General features: G+C 50.9%; 16 protein-coding genes. 9 read left to right on the forward strand and 7 right to left on the reverse strand.

Features of this window, described 5'->3' with window-relative positions; all coding sequences use genetic code 11:
* Nucleotides 1–381 precede the first annotated feature (381 nt).
* Entirely contained in the window at nucleotides 382–726 is a 345-nt protein-coding gene (locus tag N7387_RS09430; protein WP_262859774.1) for a hypothetical protein, read from the forward strand.
* 114 nt (nucleotides 727–840) lie between these two features.
* Here the strand turns inward: N7387_RS09430 and mepS are convergent, their stop codons facing one another.
* Together mepS and N7387_RS09440 are read right to left on the reverse strand one after the other, a co-directional pair.
* The gene (gene mepS / locus N7387_RS09435) at nucleotides 841–1,395 is read right to left on the reverse strand and encodes a bifunctional murein DD-endopeptidase/murein LD-carboxypeptidase (RefSeq protein ID WP_262859775.1); all 555 of its coding nucleotides are present in this window, start codon (nucleotides 1,393–1,395) and stop codon (nucleotides 841–843) included.
* 330 nt (nucleotides 1,396–1,725) lie between these two features.
* Entirely contained in the window at nucleotides 1,726–2,439 is a 714-nt protein-coding gene (locus tag N7387_RS09440; RefSeq protein WP_279798467.1) for a phosphatase PAP2 family protein, read from the reverse strand.
* A 369-nt stretch (nucleotides 2,440–2,808) separates the two neighbouring features.
* On the opposite strand from N7387_RS09440, the gene N7387_RS09445 reads away from it, so the two are divergent.
* Nucleotides 2,809–3,138, forward strand: a complete 330-nt coding sequence (locus N7387_RS09445) for a type 1 fimbrial protein (protein ID WP_279798470.1) — start codon at nucleotides 2,809–2,811, stop codon at nucleotides 3,136–3,138.
* Between the two features lie 176 nt (nucleotides 3,139–3,314).
* Nucleotides 3,315–3,653, forward strand: coding sequence for a type 1 fimbrial protein (locus tag N7387_RS09450; protein WP_279798473.1), 339 nt, complete (start codon nucleotides 3,315–3,317; stop codon nucleotides 3,651–3,653).
* A 91-nt stretch (nucleotides 3,654–3,744) separates the two neighbouring features.
* On the opposite strand, the gene yeiP is transcribed toward N7387_RS09450, so the two are convergent.
* From yeiP to N7387_RS09465, 3 genes are all read right to left on the reverse strand, one after another.
* The gene (yeiP, locus tag N7387_RS09455) at nucleotides 3,745–4,317 is read right to left on the reverse strand and encodes an elongation factor P-like protein YeiP (protein ID WP_262859778.1); all 573 of its coding nucleotides are present in this window, start codon (nucleotides 4,315–4,317) and stop codon (nucleotides 3,745–3,747) included.
* A 151-nt stretch (nucleotides 4,318–4,468) separates the two neighbouring features.
* Nucleotides 4,469–5,716, reverse strand: a complete 1,248-nt coding sequence (gene mtr / locus N7387_RS09460; RefSeq protein ID WP_262864721.1) for a tryptophan permease — start codon at nucleotides 5,714–5,716, stop codon at nucleotides 4,469–4,471.
* Between the two features lie 161 nt (nucleotides 5,717–5,877).
* Nucleotides 5,878–6,300: an NUDIX domain-containing protein gene (locus tag N7387_RS09465; RefSeq protein WP_279798476.1), complete on the reverse strand. Its 423-nt coding sequence runs from the start codon at nucleotides 6,298–6,300 to the stop codon at nucleotides 5,878–5,880.
* Between the two features lie 238 nt (nucleotides 6,301–6,538).
* Here N7387_RS09465 and fruK point away from each other — a divergent pair, with 238 nt between their 5' ends.
* On the forward strand, nucleotides 6,539–7,477 hold the full coding sequence (gene fruK, locus N7387_RS09470) for a 1-phosphofructokinase (RefSeq protein ID WP_024473447.1): 939 nt from the start codon (nucleotides 6,539–6,541) through the stop codon (nucleotides 7,475–7,477).
* A 6-nt stretch (nucleotides 7,478–7,483) separates the two neighbouring features.
* Here fruK and nfo read toward each other — a convergent pair whose 3' ends face one another.
* Complete coding sequence (gene nfo, locus N7387_RS09475) at nucleotides 7,484–8,326, reverse strand: deoxyribonuclease IV (RefSeq protein ID WP_279798479.1); 843 nt, start codon at nucleotides 8,324–8,326, stop codon at nucleotides 7,484–7,486.
* Between the two features lie 109 nt (nucleotides 8,327–8,435).
* Nucleotides 8,436–9,524 (reverse strand): YeiH family protein, encoded by a 1,089-nt coding sequence (locus N7387_RS09480; protein WP_279798481.1) that lies wholly within the window; start codon nucleotides 9,522–9,524, stop codon nucleotides 8,436–8,438.
* Between the two features lie 181 nt (nucleotides 9,525–9,705).
* On the opposite strand from N7387_RS09480, the gene yieE reads away from it, so the two are divergent.
* The 5 genes from yieE (at nucleotide 9,706) to N7387_RS09505 (ending at nucleotide 15,623) form a co-directional block, all read left to right on the forward strand.
* Nucleotides 9,706–10,572, forward strand: a complete 867-nt coding sequence (gene yieE / locus N7387_RS09485) for a DNA-binding transcriptional regulator YeiE (protein WP_262882453.1) — start codon at nucleotides 9,706–9,708, stop codon at nucleotides 10,570–10,572.
* A gap of 187 nt (nucleotides 10,573–10,759) precedes the next feature.
* On the forward strand, nucleotides 10,760–12,241 hold the full coding sequence (locus N7387_RS09490) for an amino acid permease (RefSeq protein WP_279798483.1): 1,482 nt from the start codon (nucleotides 10,760–10,762) through the stop codon (nucleotides 12,239–12,241).
* Between the two features lie 311 nt (nucleotides 12,242–12,552).
* Nucleotides 12,553–13,677 (forward strand): ABC transporter substrate-binding protein, encoded by a 1,125-nt coding sequence (locus N7387_RS09495; protein ID WP_279798485.1) that lies wholly within the window; start codon nucleotides 12,553–12,555, stop codon nucleotides 13,675–13,677.
* A gap of 28 nt (nucleotides 13,678–13,705) precedes the next feature.
* Nucleotides 13,706–14,803 carry an iron ABC transporter permease gene (locus N7387_RS09500; RefSeq protein ID WP_279798488.1) on the forward strand — a complete coding sequence of 366 codons (1,098 nt, stop codon included), beginning with the start codon at nucleotides 13,706–13,708 and terminating at the stop codon, nucleotides 14,801–14,803.
* Nucleotide 14,804: 1 nt separating this feature from the next.
* Nucleotides 14,805–15,623, forward strand: coding sequence for an ABC transporter ATP-binding protein (locus N7387_RS09505; protein ID WP_279798490.1), 819 nt, complete (start codon nucleotides 14,805–14,807; stop codon nucleotides 15,621–15,623).
* Nucleotides 15,624–15,802: the final 179 nt, after the last annotated feature.

The following is a 15,802-nucleotide window of genomic DNA, read 5'->3' on the forward strand; positions in this document are numbered from 1 at the left end:
GATGTAAATTTTATTTCATGACAGAAAGTAATGCATAATACTGTACGTGTTCCTCTTAATTGTATAATCAGCTGATATTTCATCGTATTTAAGGGTAAGTCAGTTGTTGCAATACGGAATTATATCCTTATTCAGTCAATTTCAGCTATATGATATAAAATAAACCAGTTGAGAATCTTAACAAAACAGTATACAAATAGAGGCAATTGGATTGATGATGTTAACATCCGGCGAAAAAACACATTGTGTTTTATTACCGGATCGGGAGTAAATCACCGGTGTTTTATCATCCGTGAACACAGAATGTTCGTTAATTCCGAGGGATTGGGTCGGAAATTTTATTTCAGATGATTCACCGGCACAGTATGACAGGATAATAGTGTGAATAGTAATGCGCTTTCAGTAGTTTCCCGCCTGCCACAGCATTACCGGCTTGCCGGTCATGATAACGGCCGCCGGTTAGAGGCGTTACCTGAATCGTTGCAGAGCAGGGAAGACAGCCTGACCGGTTTGAAATTACTGAGTCACGGCCACCACTCAACATATGATGCATTGTGCGCCATCCGGTCGCACCTGGAAGGGTTGCAGATTGACAGCCTGATCCTGACCTGGGAAGGGGAGCCGTGCCTGTTTTTACACAGTGATGATGAAAGTACCGCACTGTGTGCCCTGAAAATGGCCGGGGCGGCCATTGCAGAGAATATTTCTGCCCGTTACCCGTTCTGATGTGCTGCTTAACCGGTTTGCATAACGGGCGCTGAGAAAATTCAGAGATAAAAAAAGCTTCCTGAAAGGGAAGCTTTTTCTTTTTAAATAATACACTGCAAGGGAGTGAATGTATTATTTAATTAAACGGCGTCCGTCGTAATAACGGTTGTTCCAGTATTTATCCGTCATGTTTGAGACGATAACACCGTTTGATGTGGATGCGTGGACAAATTTGTCATTACCGACATAGATACCGACATGGCGCTGACGTTTTCCGGTTTTAAATAACACCAGGTCGCCGGCCTGTAATTTAGCGCGTTTTACGCTGGTGCCGACAGTCTGCTGTTCAGCGGTTGAACGCGGCAGTTCCATACCGAACTGGTCGAGGAAAGTCTGACGGACAAACGCGGAGCAATCAATACCCGTGCGGGTAGTGCCGCCGAGACGGTAAGCAACGCCTTTCCAACTGGCATACTGAGACATCAGTCTGGATTTTACATCGGCATTATTGACTAACTGTTCGAATTCATCCTGAGACGCTTGCAAGATAAAACCGTTTGTACGGGTTTCAGATTGAACTTGACGGGCTGAATTTGGAGATGTGCTGCATGCTGACAATGTCGCCGCGATAATCAATGCCGGAACAATCCGGGTGATATATCTCAGAATAGGTTGAGATGTGACCATGTGTGAGTTTTCCCTTGCAGTCCTTATGTGACAAGCGTCACTTTAAAAAAAACAAAACATATCAACACTAATTAAATCTGCGTATATGCACAATATGTTTATTCTGAAAACGTGCGGAACAACACGTTTAATATCCATGAACAATTACTGAGGAAAGGTTAATCCGCCACCCGTAAAGGCCTTATTATCGGTGAAATTAATCAATTCCTAATAATCGGACGGATTGATACTACATAAAGGTGTAGGAAATGGCGAGGGAAAAAGCCGGTTATTTACAAAACCTTAAATACACCGGCAAAACCATCAGAATGTGATGTCAAATATGTTTCACTAATGTGAATTTTTCTTTGTCATATCGGCCGGACGGGGCATACGGCGTACCAGAAAATTGACACACCAATCACTCAGCGGTGTCAGTAAAATCCAGGGGACTGTAATGAGTGCCAGTGACAGTGAACCGGCCATGATATCGCTGAACCAATGTGCACCGGCCATTATCCTGGGTAAGGAAAAGATAATGATCAGTAAAACCGCCGCCGCAAAATAACGCAATCCGGCATAACGCCAGACAAAAGCGGCAAAAATGATCAGCATCAGTCCGTGGTCGCCCGGAAAGCTGCTTTTTGAGGCATCTTTTGTAAAGATCCCGGTAATCTCGCTGACACGGTGAACAGAATCCAGTGCCAGTGTCGGGCTGAGGCGGTTAAAAGGAATTGCCTGTCCGGCCTGATTAATCAGTACCGCACTTATTACCATGACAACACCCGCCATCACCAGACGGCGTTTCCCGGCGCGGTCCTGCCTGCGGAAAGCCGCGTAATAAACCAGTCCCATCAGAAGAAGTGCAGCGGTATCAAACGCCCGATTATTGATGACGGCAATAAAGACAGCCAGTGAATGCTGATCGGCGAGCGGATCATTGAAAAAACGGAAGATGGCGTGATCAGGCTCTGCCCACAAACCGTGGTCAACCGGAAGGTACCAGGAAAGGAACAGCAGGGTACCGGCGAGACTGATAAAAAGCGGATATAGAATACGTTGCACGATGGTGATTTAACCTGTTTATAACATATGTAAAGCAGCCATAAGCTGTCTTTTATAGTCTGTCAGGAAAACAGACACCGTGTTTTACAAAAAAAGGGGAAAATAGGTATTAATTTTATGTGTAATTTGCCGTATAGAATAGGCAGGCTATAATTTTTCTAAAGAAGAATTTTAAGATAATAAGAACGTGTAAGTGTCATCATATGGGATAACCGGGAATATAATACTTGATGATATGATCTGAGCACGTCGTTTATTATGTCGCAGTTAAAGATTACTGACTTATTGTCGATAAAGAATAAGCGAATATTTTTCATCCCGGCGGTAAAACGGACTGCCTCCGGGAATACTTATCCGAAGAGGTATGTTATGAAAAAGTTACAATTCTTTGTCGCTGCCGCAGGTTTATTGATGAGCAGTTTCGCTGTTGCAGCTGAAAGCAAAGGCCAGTCTGCATCCGGTGTGATTATTTTCCACGGTGCGATTGTTGAAGGCCCCTGCACAATGGACTTTCAGACGAATGACATCAGTTCCCGTTGCTACCGTTCCGGAATGAAAAAAGAACGGCTGAATACCCAGACCATTACCCGTGATACCCGGTCAGTGTCCGATCTGATACCGGCTAATATGGGCGATGCAAAACTCCACTGGCTGGATGATAGTAAGCAGCTCGCTATGGTTGTTGTCAGTTATCTGTAATACAGACAGAGAATCACCATTCATGCATGCAGAGGAAACCGGAAAAATCGTGTGATGCATCACACCACGATATCGGTTTCCTCTTCTTTTTTTGTGCCGGGCGCGTTATAACAGGTACAGCGGTAACGTTAACACGCTGGTCGTCAATCCGACGAAACAACAGTGAGGTGCCTGTGATGAATCATCTTAAGGCTATTTTCAGCGGTATGTTGTTAAGCTTGTCAGTTATCATGCCGGGTGCGGCATCCGGTGTCAGTGAAGGAACGATTCTGTTGTCCGGCAGTGTGGTGAATGCCGCCTGTGAAGTCAGTGTCCTGACAGCGGAAAAACCGCAGAACAGTCAGCCGTCGTTTGAATACCGTTGTCTGCGCAACGGTGAACCCGCGAGTATGCAGGATAATACCGCCGAAGGTGAACTTGCCCGGGGGCGTCTGCCGCAGTCAATGGGGCGCACGTCTTACTCGGTGCTGAATGAAGAGCGTCGTGAAGCGTATCTGCGGGTGGATTATTTCTGAAAGGCGGGAAAAGGACGGCGGGTCAGCCGGTCTCCGCAATGTGCAGAAAACCGGTAACCCGGTAACAGGCAGTTTTTACCGGCTGCGGGAATTAATCCGCGCGGCCCATATAACGGCGTTCCGCGATATGAATGCGGATTTTTTCACCGTTACTCAGGTATTCCGGTACCTGAATCACCAGCCCGGTCGCCATGGTTGCCGGTTTGGTCCGTGCACTGGCGGATGCCCCTTTGATGCCGGGGGTGGTTTCAACTATTTCCATATCGACAGTCTGCGGTAACTCCAGCGCCAGCACCTGGCCATCCATTGTCAGTACCTGCATACCCGGCAGGCCTTCCTCAGGAATAAACAGCAGTTCTTCTTCGATCTGATCTTTTTTCAGCGGATACGGCGTGAAGTCTTCATCATCCATAAAGACATACTCATCACCGTCAACATAAGAGAGCTGAACAGCGCGGCGGGTTAAGGTAATGGTCTCGATAATATCATCGCCTTTAAAACGCTCTTCCACTTTCTGACCGGTGCGGACATCAGTAAAACGCATTTTATACAGGGTGCTGGCCCCGCGGGCACTTGGCGTCTGGACATCGATATCTTTGACCATCAGCAGTTTGCCATTATAGCTCACTGCGGTTCCGCGTTTAATTTCATTGGCTTTTGCCATAATTTGTCCCGTTACATAATAAATATCAATAGTAAAGCAGGCCTTAAAGCCTGCGGATTGGCGACAAAATTACTCGCAGTTTTTCCAATGTGCAAGCCCAAATTATCACACCCGCCTGCAGAAATGCAGCGGGTGTGATATCAGGGTGAAATCAGCGGTAAACCGGCAGGAGATCCATCATGGATAAAATATGTGTGACGGCATTGAGAAGTCCGAACAGGATGATAAAGATGATCATCGCATTGCCGCCCGGCACCCGGTAGGCTGCCTGCGGGAAGCGGCGGCGGGTGGCTTTTGCCATCAGCGCCGGGACAATCACCGCCCAGATAGTTGCTGCCAGCCCGGCATAGCCGATGGCATACAGGAACCCGTTCGGGTACAGCACGGCCAGAATCGCCGGCGGAACAAAGGTAAATACGGCGGATTTCAGGCGACCGGTGCCGTTATCCTTAAACTTAAAGAAATCTGCGATATAGTCAAACAGCCCCAGTGACACCCCCAGGAAGGAACTGGCCAGCGCCATATAACTGAAGGCATTGAGTAACTGCACGGTGGTGTCACTGTTGATGGCCGCTTTCATCTGGTTTAACAGCGCGGTGATATTGCCGCCTTCCGCGATAACCTGCTTAAAGTTTTCGCGCGGGACGTTACCCTGAGCGGCCAGCTGCCATAAGATATAGATCACCAGTGAAATCAGGGAGCCGATAAGCAGGCTGCGTACCACGGATTTCGCGTCATTACGGTAATATTTCACCAGACCCGGCACGTTACCGTGGAAGCCGAATGACGTCAGCAGGAACGGCAGCGCCACCAGCGCATACGGCAGATAGCGGGCTTCCGGCTCCTGCGTGTTAAATAACACCGCGGTTTTCACTTCCGTGATCATACCGCCGGCGGACATCACAAATGCAATTACCATCCCGCCGATAAGAATGGTACACAGGCGGTCAACGGCTTTGGTGGAAATCCAGACAATCACCGCCACCACGGCGGCAAAGAAAATTCCGCTCATTGCCGGGGTGATATTGAGCCCGCGTGCTGCCAGGTTCTCCTGTAACATCGAGCCACCCGCCGAGATATACGCATAGGTCAGAATATAGAGCACAAAAGCAATGGAGAGCCCGTTAATCACTGACCAGCCGTTACCCAGCAGATCTTTGGTAATGGTGTGAAAACTGGAGCCTGACGGATAATTGAGGTTTGCCTCGAGGATCATCAGCCCGGAGGTATACATACAAAACCAGGTGTAAATCAGCAGCAGAACGGAGCCGGTAAACCAGACACCCGCTGTCATCACAGGGATGGAAAACATGCCTGCACCAACAGCGGTACCGGCGATAATCATGGCACCGCCCAGGACGGAAGGGCGTTTGGTTTGTGTTATTGCGTCGCTGCTCATTAAATAAATCCTCCGGTTACTCAGCTCCGTGTACTAGCTTGATGATACGGCGGCAAAAAAAGGTTGTAAAGCAGATAAATTGATAAATCCGCGTAATTGTGTGTGATTGGGTGATAAATGCGCAATTGCCGCCCCGGTATTCAGGTGCGGCATGTAACGGATTATTTTGTCAGATAAAACTGACCGGTCTGCCACAGATGAATGGCGTTGCGGCTGGCTTCAAAATGCGGTTCCGGCAGATTGTCCGGAGAGCACCAGATAATGCCGTCAAATTTATCCGGCTCCTGAATCACCGGCAGCGTATCGCTGTCATAGTGTGCCAGCAGGCAGACAGACACCGTATGCTTGCCTTCTGCCCGGTATGTTTCCAGGTTATTGCACAGCCCGATAACGTTAGGGTCAGTAAGGGTAATGCCGATCTCTTCCTGAATTTCACGGATGGCGCAGGCTTCAAAGGTTTCACCGGGATCAACATGTCCCCCGAAAATGGACCAGTATGGCGCATGCTTGCCGCTGCGTTTACCCAGCAGCACTTCACCTTTGCTGTTGACAATAACCACCCCGGTACCGACGACGACTGACATTATTTTTTCCTTCTTTTTAATCAGATTGCGGGCGCTATGGTACACTGCTGCCCGCCGGAGTGACAGCCTGTCTGTTTTTGACAATATCTTCCTGCAAAATGAATGATTCAGAGCATAGAATATCTGCCTGTCTGTGTTATAACTGAAACGATTCAAAAGCAGCTGTTGTATCATGCTGCATAATATTACTAATGATTATAACCCGTTAGCCAAAAATAACAGAGGGAGCACCCGGCTGATGACCCGTCGAGTCGCCACAATTACCTTAAATCCGGCCTATGACCTTGTGGGGATGTGCCCGTCCCTTGTCCCGGGCGAGGTGAACCGTGTCAGAACGGTAGGGTTACATCCTGCGGGAAAAGGCATTAATGTCGCCAAAGTCCTGAGAGATCTCGGGGTGGATGTGACTGTCAGCGGTTTTCTGGGAAAAGATAATCAGGAAGAATTCCAGCATTTTTTCAGTGAAAACGGGCTGGCAAACCGTTTTCATGTGATCCCGGGACGCACCCGGATCAACGTGAAACTGACCGAAAACAGCGGCGCGGTGACGGATCTGAATTTCTCCGGTTTCCGTATCACCGAAAGCGAATGGCAGAAATTTATGGCGGATTCGCTGACCTGGCTCGGGCAGTTCGATATGGTGGTGGTCAGCGGCAGTTTGCCGGAAGGTGTGGATCCGGCGTGGTTTACCACCTGGATGAGCCGTCTGCGCCAGTTGTGCCCGTGCATTATTTTTGACAGCAGCCGTGAGGCGCTGGTGGCTGGTCTGAAAGCCACGCCGTGGCTGGTGAAGCCCAACCGTCATGAGCTTGAGGTCTGGGCGGGGAAACCGCTGCCGGAACTGAAAGATGTCATTAACGCCGCCCACGCCCTGCGTGATAAAGGCATTGCTCATGTGGTCATTTCGCTGGGACAGGAAGGCGCGCTGTGGGTGAATGCGTCCGGTGCCTGGCGGGCGCTGCCGCCGCATTGTGAGGTGGTGAGTACTGTCGGGGCAGGTGATTCGATGGTCGGCGGCCTCGTATACGGCCTGCTGATGAGTCAGAGCAGCGAACACACGCTGCGGATGGCGACAGCGGTGTCTGCACTGGCCGTGAGCCAGCCCGGCGTCGGTGTCCGTGACCGCGCCGAACTGGCGGCAATGATGGCAAAAATTAAACTCAGCCCGGTGGTATAATCCGGGTTATTTCTCCAGCGATTTCAGCCAGGCGATTTCCTGTGCCCAGATATCGGGATTTACGGTTTCCAGCACCATCGGGATACCGTCGAACCGGTTATCCTTCATAATAAATTCAAACGGCGCGTTGCCGATTTTACCCTGACCGAGACTGTCGTGACGGTCAACGCGGCTGGCGAACTCACTTTTTGCATCATTCAGGTGCATGCCCTTCAGATACTCAAACCCGACAATGCGTTCAAAATCCGCAAATGTGGTTTTGCAGGTTTCCGCTGTCCGCAGATCATAGCCGGCAGCAAACGCATGACAGGTATCGATACAGACACCAACGCGGGATTTATCTTCAACACCCTCAATAATGGCGGCCAGCTGCTCAAAGCGGAAGCCGAGGTTGCTGCCCTGTCCGGCGGTGTTTTCAATCACGGCAATCACATCGCGGGTTTTATCCAGCGCAATATTAATGGATTCCGCGATCCGCGCCAGACAGGCCTTTTCCTCAATCTTATTGAGGTGGCTGCCGGGATGAAAATTCAGACGGTCGATACCGAGCTGTTCGCAGCGCTGCAATTCATCAAGAAATGCCTCGCGTGATTTTTCCAGTGCTTCCGTTTCCGGATGACCGAGGTTAATCAGATAGCTGTCGTGGGGCAGGATCTGCCCGTGACCGTAGCCGTATTTTTTGCAGTTAGCCTTAAAGGCGGCGATGACGTTTTCAGACAGAGGGGCGGCTTTCCACTGGCGCTGGTTTTTGGTGAACAGGGCAAATGCGGTTGCCCCCAGTTCATGCGCCCGGATAACCGCCTGATCAACACCACCGGCGGCGCTGACGTGTGCTCCGACATATTTCATTGGTTTTTCTCCTTCTTTGTACCGATTATGGCATAAGGAACCGGAGAATGCAGTGACAGGATATCCCGGTCGCACAACCGGGATATCACTGAAAGAAAGGGAGGGATGATCAGCCGGTGATCAGCGGGATAAGCAGGTTAATCGCGGCACCGCCGCCAATCAGCCAGACGAACAGCACCAGCGCCATCAGCATCGGTTTGATACCGGCCTGACGGATAGCACTGACGTGAGTGGTCAGACCGAGTGCCACCATGGCCATGGCCAGCAGAATGGTATCGAGCACAATAATCTGGCGGACAATAATTTCCGGGATCAGATGGAAGGAGTTAAATCCGGCCACCAGAATAAAGAAGACGGCAAACCACGGAATGGTAATTTTGGATTTTTCCTTCGCCGCGCCCCCGGCACTGCTTTTCTGACGGCTCAGATACTGAGACAGGATCAGCAGGAACGGTGCCAGCATCATCACACGGATCATTTTACTGATCACGGCGCTGTTTTCCGCATCCGGGCTGATGGCATGACCAATCGCCACCACCTGGGCCACTTCATGCACGGAAGACCCGGCATACACCCCGAAGCTCATGTCGTTGAACGGCAGCCAGCCCAGCGCGGCATTGAGATGGAACAGCCACGGGTACAGGAAGATGCCGATGGTACCGAAAATCACCACCGTAGAGACCGCAACTGCTACTTTACTTGCCGGGGCTTTCACCACCGGCTCGGTTGCCATCACCGCTGCCGCACCGCAGATACTGCTGCCGGCACCAATCAGAATGACGGTTTCTCTGTCCAGCCCGAACCATTTACGGCCGATATACATGGCGATCAGAAAAGTACTGGTCAGCATCACGGCATCAATAATCACACCGCTGATCCCGACATCAGCAATCTGCTGAAATGTCAGACGGAAGCCGTACAGGATGATCCCCGCCCGTAAAAAATAGTGTTTGGCAAAACCGACCCCGGCTTCACACTGCGGTTTGATATGCGGGTAAACGGTATTACCGGCAATAATCCCCAGCAGAATAGCCAGTGTCAGTGCGCCCAGCCCGAGGTTGATAAACCAGGGCATTTCCCCGAGCAGCATCGCCGCGGTGGTCAGAATCCCTGCCAGGACAAAGCCCGGAAGCAGTCTCAGCCACTTCGGTTTTGCTGTATGGCAGGCTTTTTCAGATTTGATATGACTTTCAGACATAAGTAACTCACAAAAAGGAATAACGATGGGCAAAGCATAGCGGAAAGCGTAATATTTTTAAAATTGATAATAATTCTATAATTAATCTAAAAATCAGGTTAGCGGTAATGGCAATGTTAAATTATAAGTATAATGTTAATATGATGATAATAATCGGAATGAAATAAGGGAGCGCTTTGCCATGCGCATCACACTGAGACAGCTCGAAGTCTTTACAGAAGTTCAGAAGTCCGGTTCGACGACACAAGCTTCCCAGCAGTTAGCGCTTTCACAGTCCGCCGTGAGTGCCTCTCTGACAGATCTGGAAAATCAGCTGAATGTTCAGTTATTTGACCGGGTCGGTAAACGTCTGGTGACCAATGAGCACGGGCGGCTGCTGTATCCGAAGGCCATTGCTCTGCTTGAGCAGGCCGGTGAAATTGAACAGCTGTTTAAATCCGATGCGGGGGCATTGCGTTTTGCGGCCAGTACCACCATCGGCAACTATATGCTGCCGGAAATGCTGGGGGCATACCGCGCGGTGCATGAAAATACACAGGTTGAATTATTTATCGCCAATACGGAGGAAGTGATTAAAGCCGTGCTGGAGTTCCGTGCGGATATGGGGCTTATCGAAGGGGTCTGCCATTCCCCGGAACTGATTACCGAACCCTGGCTGGAAGATGAACTGGTGATTTTCTGCAGTCCGGATAACCCGCTCAGTCAGAAAAACAATCTCACTCTGTCTGATCTGAACGATGTGGCCTGGGTTCTGCGTGAGCGCGGCTCGGGTACGCGGGAAGTGCTGGATCAGATCCTCTTTAACCGTCTGCCCGGTTTCCGCGTGGAAATGGAGCTGGGGAATTCCGAGGCCGTCAAACACGCGGTACGCTTCGGGCGCGGGGTCAGTTGTCTGTCGCGGCGGGTGATTGCCGAACAGTTGAGTAACGGGCTGCTGTCAGAGGTGAAAATTACCGGGCTTACTCTCAACCGCACACTTTTCCGGATTTATCACCGCCAGAAGCATATCTCCAACGCCCTCAATACCTTCCTGACCTATTGCCGCTGACGCGGCATCTGTTTCTTCTGCCGCCGGTTTCCGGCGGGCAGCTGAGGCAATTATAAGCCGGGTGCTTATAATTCCGCAGCGATTATGCAGGTATCTTATAATGCCGCATATTTGCTGGGTACAGTCCCGGGATTTCGCTACAATCACGCTCAGTGGATGAAAAATAACTACATGAAACAGGATTGTAATGTCTCAGCAAGCAAATCAAAGCGCGGGTGAACAACCGCAGTCACTGCGCCGTGAATTAAAGGCGCGCCATCTGGCGATGATCGCCATCGGCGGATCTATCGGTACGGGGCTGTTTGTCGCTTCCGGTGCCACCGTTGCCCAGGCCGGTCCCGGCGGGGCGCTGCTAACCTATGCCATTATCGGTCTGATGGTTTATTTCCTGATGACCAGCCTCGGCGAACTCGCGGCTTATATGCCGGTATCGGGTTCATTTGCCACTTACGGTGCCAAATATGTGGATGAAGGCTTCGGTTTCGCACTGGGCTGGAACTACTGGTACAACTGGGCGGTGACTATCGCGGTTGACCTGGTGGCGGCACAGCTGGTGATGACCTACTGGTTCCCGGCGGATCAGATCCCGGGCTGGGTCTGGAGTGCGGCGTTCCTCGCCATCATGTTCCTGCTTAACTTTATTTCCGTAAAAGGATTCGGTGAGGCGGAATACTGGTTCTCCTTAATTAAGGTCAGTACCGTTATCCTGTTTATTGTTGTCGGCGTGATGATGATCACCGGCATTATGAAAGGCGGGGAAGGTGCGGGCTGGCATAACTGGACTGTCGGTGAGGCACCGTTCAAAGGCGGGTTTGCCGCAATGATCGGGGTGGCCATGATTGTCGGCTTCTCCTTCCAGGGAACTGAACTTATCGGTATCGCTGCCGGTGAATCCAAAGATCCGGCCAAAAATATTCCGAAAGCGGTGCGTAAAGTGTTCTGGCGTATCCTGCTGTTCTATGTGCTGGCGATTCTGGTGATCAGCCTGATTATCCCGTACACCGACCCGAACCTGCTGCGTAATGATGAAACCGATATCAGCGTCAGCCCGTTCACCCTGGTCTTTGAACGCGCCGGTCTGCTCTCTGCGGCAGCGGTGATGAACGCCGTTATCCTGACAGCAGTACTGTCTGCGGGTAACTCCGGGATGTATGCCTCCACCCGTATGCTGTACACCCTGGCGAAATCCGGCAAAGCACCGAAACTGTTTGCCAAACTGTCCAAAGGCGGTGTGCCGCGTAATGCGCTGATTGCCACGACGGTGATCGCCGCTCTCTGCTTCCTGACATCGATGTTCGGCAACCAGTCTGTATACCTGTGGCTGCTGAATGCCTCGGGGATGACCGGCTTTATCGCCTGGCTGGGGATTGCCATCAGCCACTACCGTTTCCGCAGAGGCTACATTAAGCAGGGCTATGACCTGAACGATCTGCCGTACCGCTCCGGTTTCTTCCCGGTCGGCCCGATCTTCGCCTTTATTCTGTGTCTGACCATCACGCTCGGCCAGAATTACGAAGCCTTCCTGCAGGATCAGATTGACTGGGTGGGGGTGGTCGCGACGTATATCGGTCTGCCGCTGTTCTTCGCCATCTGGTTTGGTTATAAAATTGTTAAGCGTACTAAGTTTGTCCGCTATGGTGAAATGGACTTTCCGGCCAGCCATAAATAAGGCTGTGTGACCCGGTTTTGTGACATATCACGTAAATTGATAAAAAACCTGACGATATTGGTCAGGTTTTTTTTATGTTTGTCGTTACCGATTTTGCGGGGGTATCCTCGGGTTGAAACTGCATTTATCCGTTAAGTCAGTTGTTTTAACTATCAATAACAGACATTGCTTGCTGATTATATTTCGATATATCGTTACAACCCGATGATAACGAATATTGTAATGAGGAAGATAATTATTCCATATTGATAAGAGTTCTTATTTGCTTTATTGTTAACGCCAATTTCTGACAGATAACAGGAGTCGGTAACGTGAAATTAGTATCTGTAGCAAAAGGGCTGACCATGAGCCTGGCAGCAGGGGCTGTTCTGATGAGCAGCGCAGCATGGGCGGAAACAGTGGTTGATGCCGCAGGGCGTACGGTGGAAGTACCGGAAAAAGTGGAGCGCATCCTGTTAGGGGAAGGGCGTATGATCCACGCAGTGGCTCTGCTGGAAGGGGACAAACCGCTGGCACGTATTGCCGGCTGGCAAGGGGATTTCCGCAAACTCGACCCGCAGTCTTATGCTGTCTACAAAGCTAAATTCCCGGAAATCGACAAGATCCCGCTGATCGGTAACACGACAGAGGACAGCGTCAGTGCAGAAAAAGTATTAACCCTCAATCCGGATGTGGCTATTTTCGGCCTGGCCGGTCACGGACCGGGTAAAAACAGCGAACTGGTCGGTCAGCTGGAAAAAGCCGGTATCCCGGTTGTGTTTGTGGATTTCCGCAACGAACCGCTGAAAAACACCCTGCCGGGTATGCGTGTGCTGGGTAAAGTGCTGCACCGCGAAGAAAAAGCCAAAGCCTTTGAAGATTTTTATCAGAAGCAGATGAAGTTAGTCACTGACGTGACAGACAACATCCCGGAAGATAAAAAACCGACCGTGTTTATCGATCTGCGCGCGGGGTCTTTCCCTGACTGCTGCGGTACTACCGGTAACGGTAACCTCGGTAACTTTATCGATGTGGCGGGCGGTAAAAATATCGCCAAAGACGTTCTGCCGACCCCGCTGGGCACCATGAACCTGGAAAAAGTGATTGCGGTTGATCCGGATATTTATCTGGTCAGCGGCGCGAAAGCCCCGGGCAGCACCGATGCGGGTGTTCAGCTGGGTGCGCAGGCCACAGAAGCGGATGCCAAAACCAGCCTGAAAGCCATTACTGAGCGTAAGGGCATCAATACCCTGACCGCAGTGAAAGAAGGGCGTGACTATGCTATCTGGCACAACTATTATAACTCACCTTATAACGTGATTGCCGCGCAGGTCTTTGCCAAGTGGTTCTATCCGGAGCAGTTTAACGATCTGGATCCGAAGAAAACCATGGATGACATGTACAGTCAGTTCCTGGCTGTCGAACCAACCGGTACATACTGGGTCAGCGGTAAATAATTTTAAGTAGTCAGCAGGTATTTGAATAATGAGTATTACCACAGAAGCAATGCTACAGACGAAGCCGGAACAGGCAGGCAGTGAATTAAGCTGTGATGTGAAATCACATTACCGGCGTGTACTGCGCAGGCGGCTGATGTGGATGTGTGCGGTGGTGGCGGTAATACTCTGTACCGTGGTGCTCGATTTCACCATGGGGCCGTCCGGGCTGACCCTTGATGCCCTCTGGCAGACCCTGGTGTCGCCGGAAAGTGTGTCGGCGAGCACCCGTGTGATTGTCTGGGAAATCCGTCTGCCGTATGCCCTGATGGCGGTGGTGGTCGGTATGTCCCTCGGCCTTGCCGGGGCAGAAATGCAGACCATCCTCAATAACCCGCTGGCAAGTCCGTTTACCCTCGGCGTCTCCAACGCCGCATCGTTTGGTGCGGCGCTGGCGATAGTCCTCGGGATTGGTATTCCGGGTGTGCCGGATCAATGGTTTGTTTCCGCGAACGCCTTTATTTTTGCCCTGTTTTCCGCGCTGATGCTCGACGGCATCACCCGCTGGACACGTGTCGCAACCTCCGGTGTGGTGTTATTCGGTATCGCAATGGTCTTTACCTTTAACGCGCTGGTGTCCATGATGCAGTTTATTGCCACGGAAGACACTTTACAGGGTCTGGTTTTCTGGACGATGGGCAGCCTGGCGCGTGCCACCTGGGTGAAACTGGGTGTGATGACACTGGCCTTTGCTATTCTGCTGCCGATCTCTATGAGTAACTCGTGGAGGCTGACCGCACTGCGTCTCGGTGAGGATCGCGCTGTCAGTTTCGGTATTAACGTGCGCCGTCTGCGTCTCGGTACGTTACTGCGCATCAGTATTCTGACTGCACTGGCGGTGGCTTTTGTCGGTCCGATTGCCTTTATCGGCCTGGTCGCGCCGCACATTGCCCGCATGATGTTTGGTGAGGATCACCGTTTCTATCTGCCGGCGAGTGCATTAATCGGGGCGCTGGTACTGTCGATGGCGTCCATTGCCTCGAAAAACCTGATTCCCGGCGTGATTATTCCGGTCGGTATTGTGACATCACTGGTAGGTGTGCCGTTCTTCCTGAGCATGATCCTGCGTCATAAGGGGAGCATGTAAGATGGATTTGAATGCAATGTCAGCGCAGAGCGGGTTAGAGATTAAACACTTCAATGCCGGTTATCCGAAACGGAAAATCATTGAAGACCTGAATGTTGAGCCTTTGCCGCGCGGTAAAATCACCGTGCTGCTCGGGCCGAACGGCAGCGGAAAATCAACCCTGCTGCGCTCCCTGGCCGGACTGAATAAGGCGGAGGGGCAGTTACTGCTCGACGGGCACGACCTGATGCGGATGAATTTTGCCGAACGCGCGAAGCAGGTGGTTTATCTGCCGCAGACCCTGCCAGCAGGTGTGCATCTGCATGTGCTGGAATCCGTGATTGTGGCACAACGGGCATCCGGCGGTGTTTCTGACCGTGACAGTGAGCAGGAAGTGATGTCTCTGCTGTCACAATTAGGGATTGAACATCTGGCGCTGAATTATCTGGATCAGTTATCCGGCGGTCAAAAACAATTAGTCGGGCTGGCGCAATCCTTAATCCGTCAGCCGACCCTGTTATTACTGGATGAGCCGTTAAGTGCGCTGGATTTAAATTATCAGTACCACGTAATGGATTTGGTGCGCCGTGAAACGCAGCGCCGGAATATTATTACGGTCGTGGTCGTTCATGATATTAATATCGCACTGCGTCACGGTGATCATATATTAATGCTGAAAGACGGGCATTTAATTGCGGAAGGGGATCCGGAAGCGGTTATTACCCCGGAGAGCCTGGCAACCGTTTATGGTGTACGCGGCCGTATTGAGCACTGCTCACAGTCTGTGCCGCATGTTGTGATTGATGGCCTGGTGCCGCGCGCGGTTGCGGCACTGGCATAATAGAACCGGTTTATATTACGTATTCTTTTTTATTCTCTGCGGAATATATTTCCGCAGAGGGTGATTATCTGCATGCCGTATAGAACCACTGCACTGATAATCTACTGTTTTCTGTATAGTTTTATTTATAAAAACAAATAGCCTTATAAAAGGCAATACTAAAATAATGACGGATGCCT

It is taken from the genome of Morganella sp. GD04133 (assembly GCF_029835375.1).
Taxonomy (GTDB): Bacteria; Pseudomonadota; Gammaproteobacteria; order Enterobacterales; family Enterobacteriaceae; genus Morganella; species Morganella morganii_B.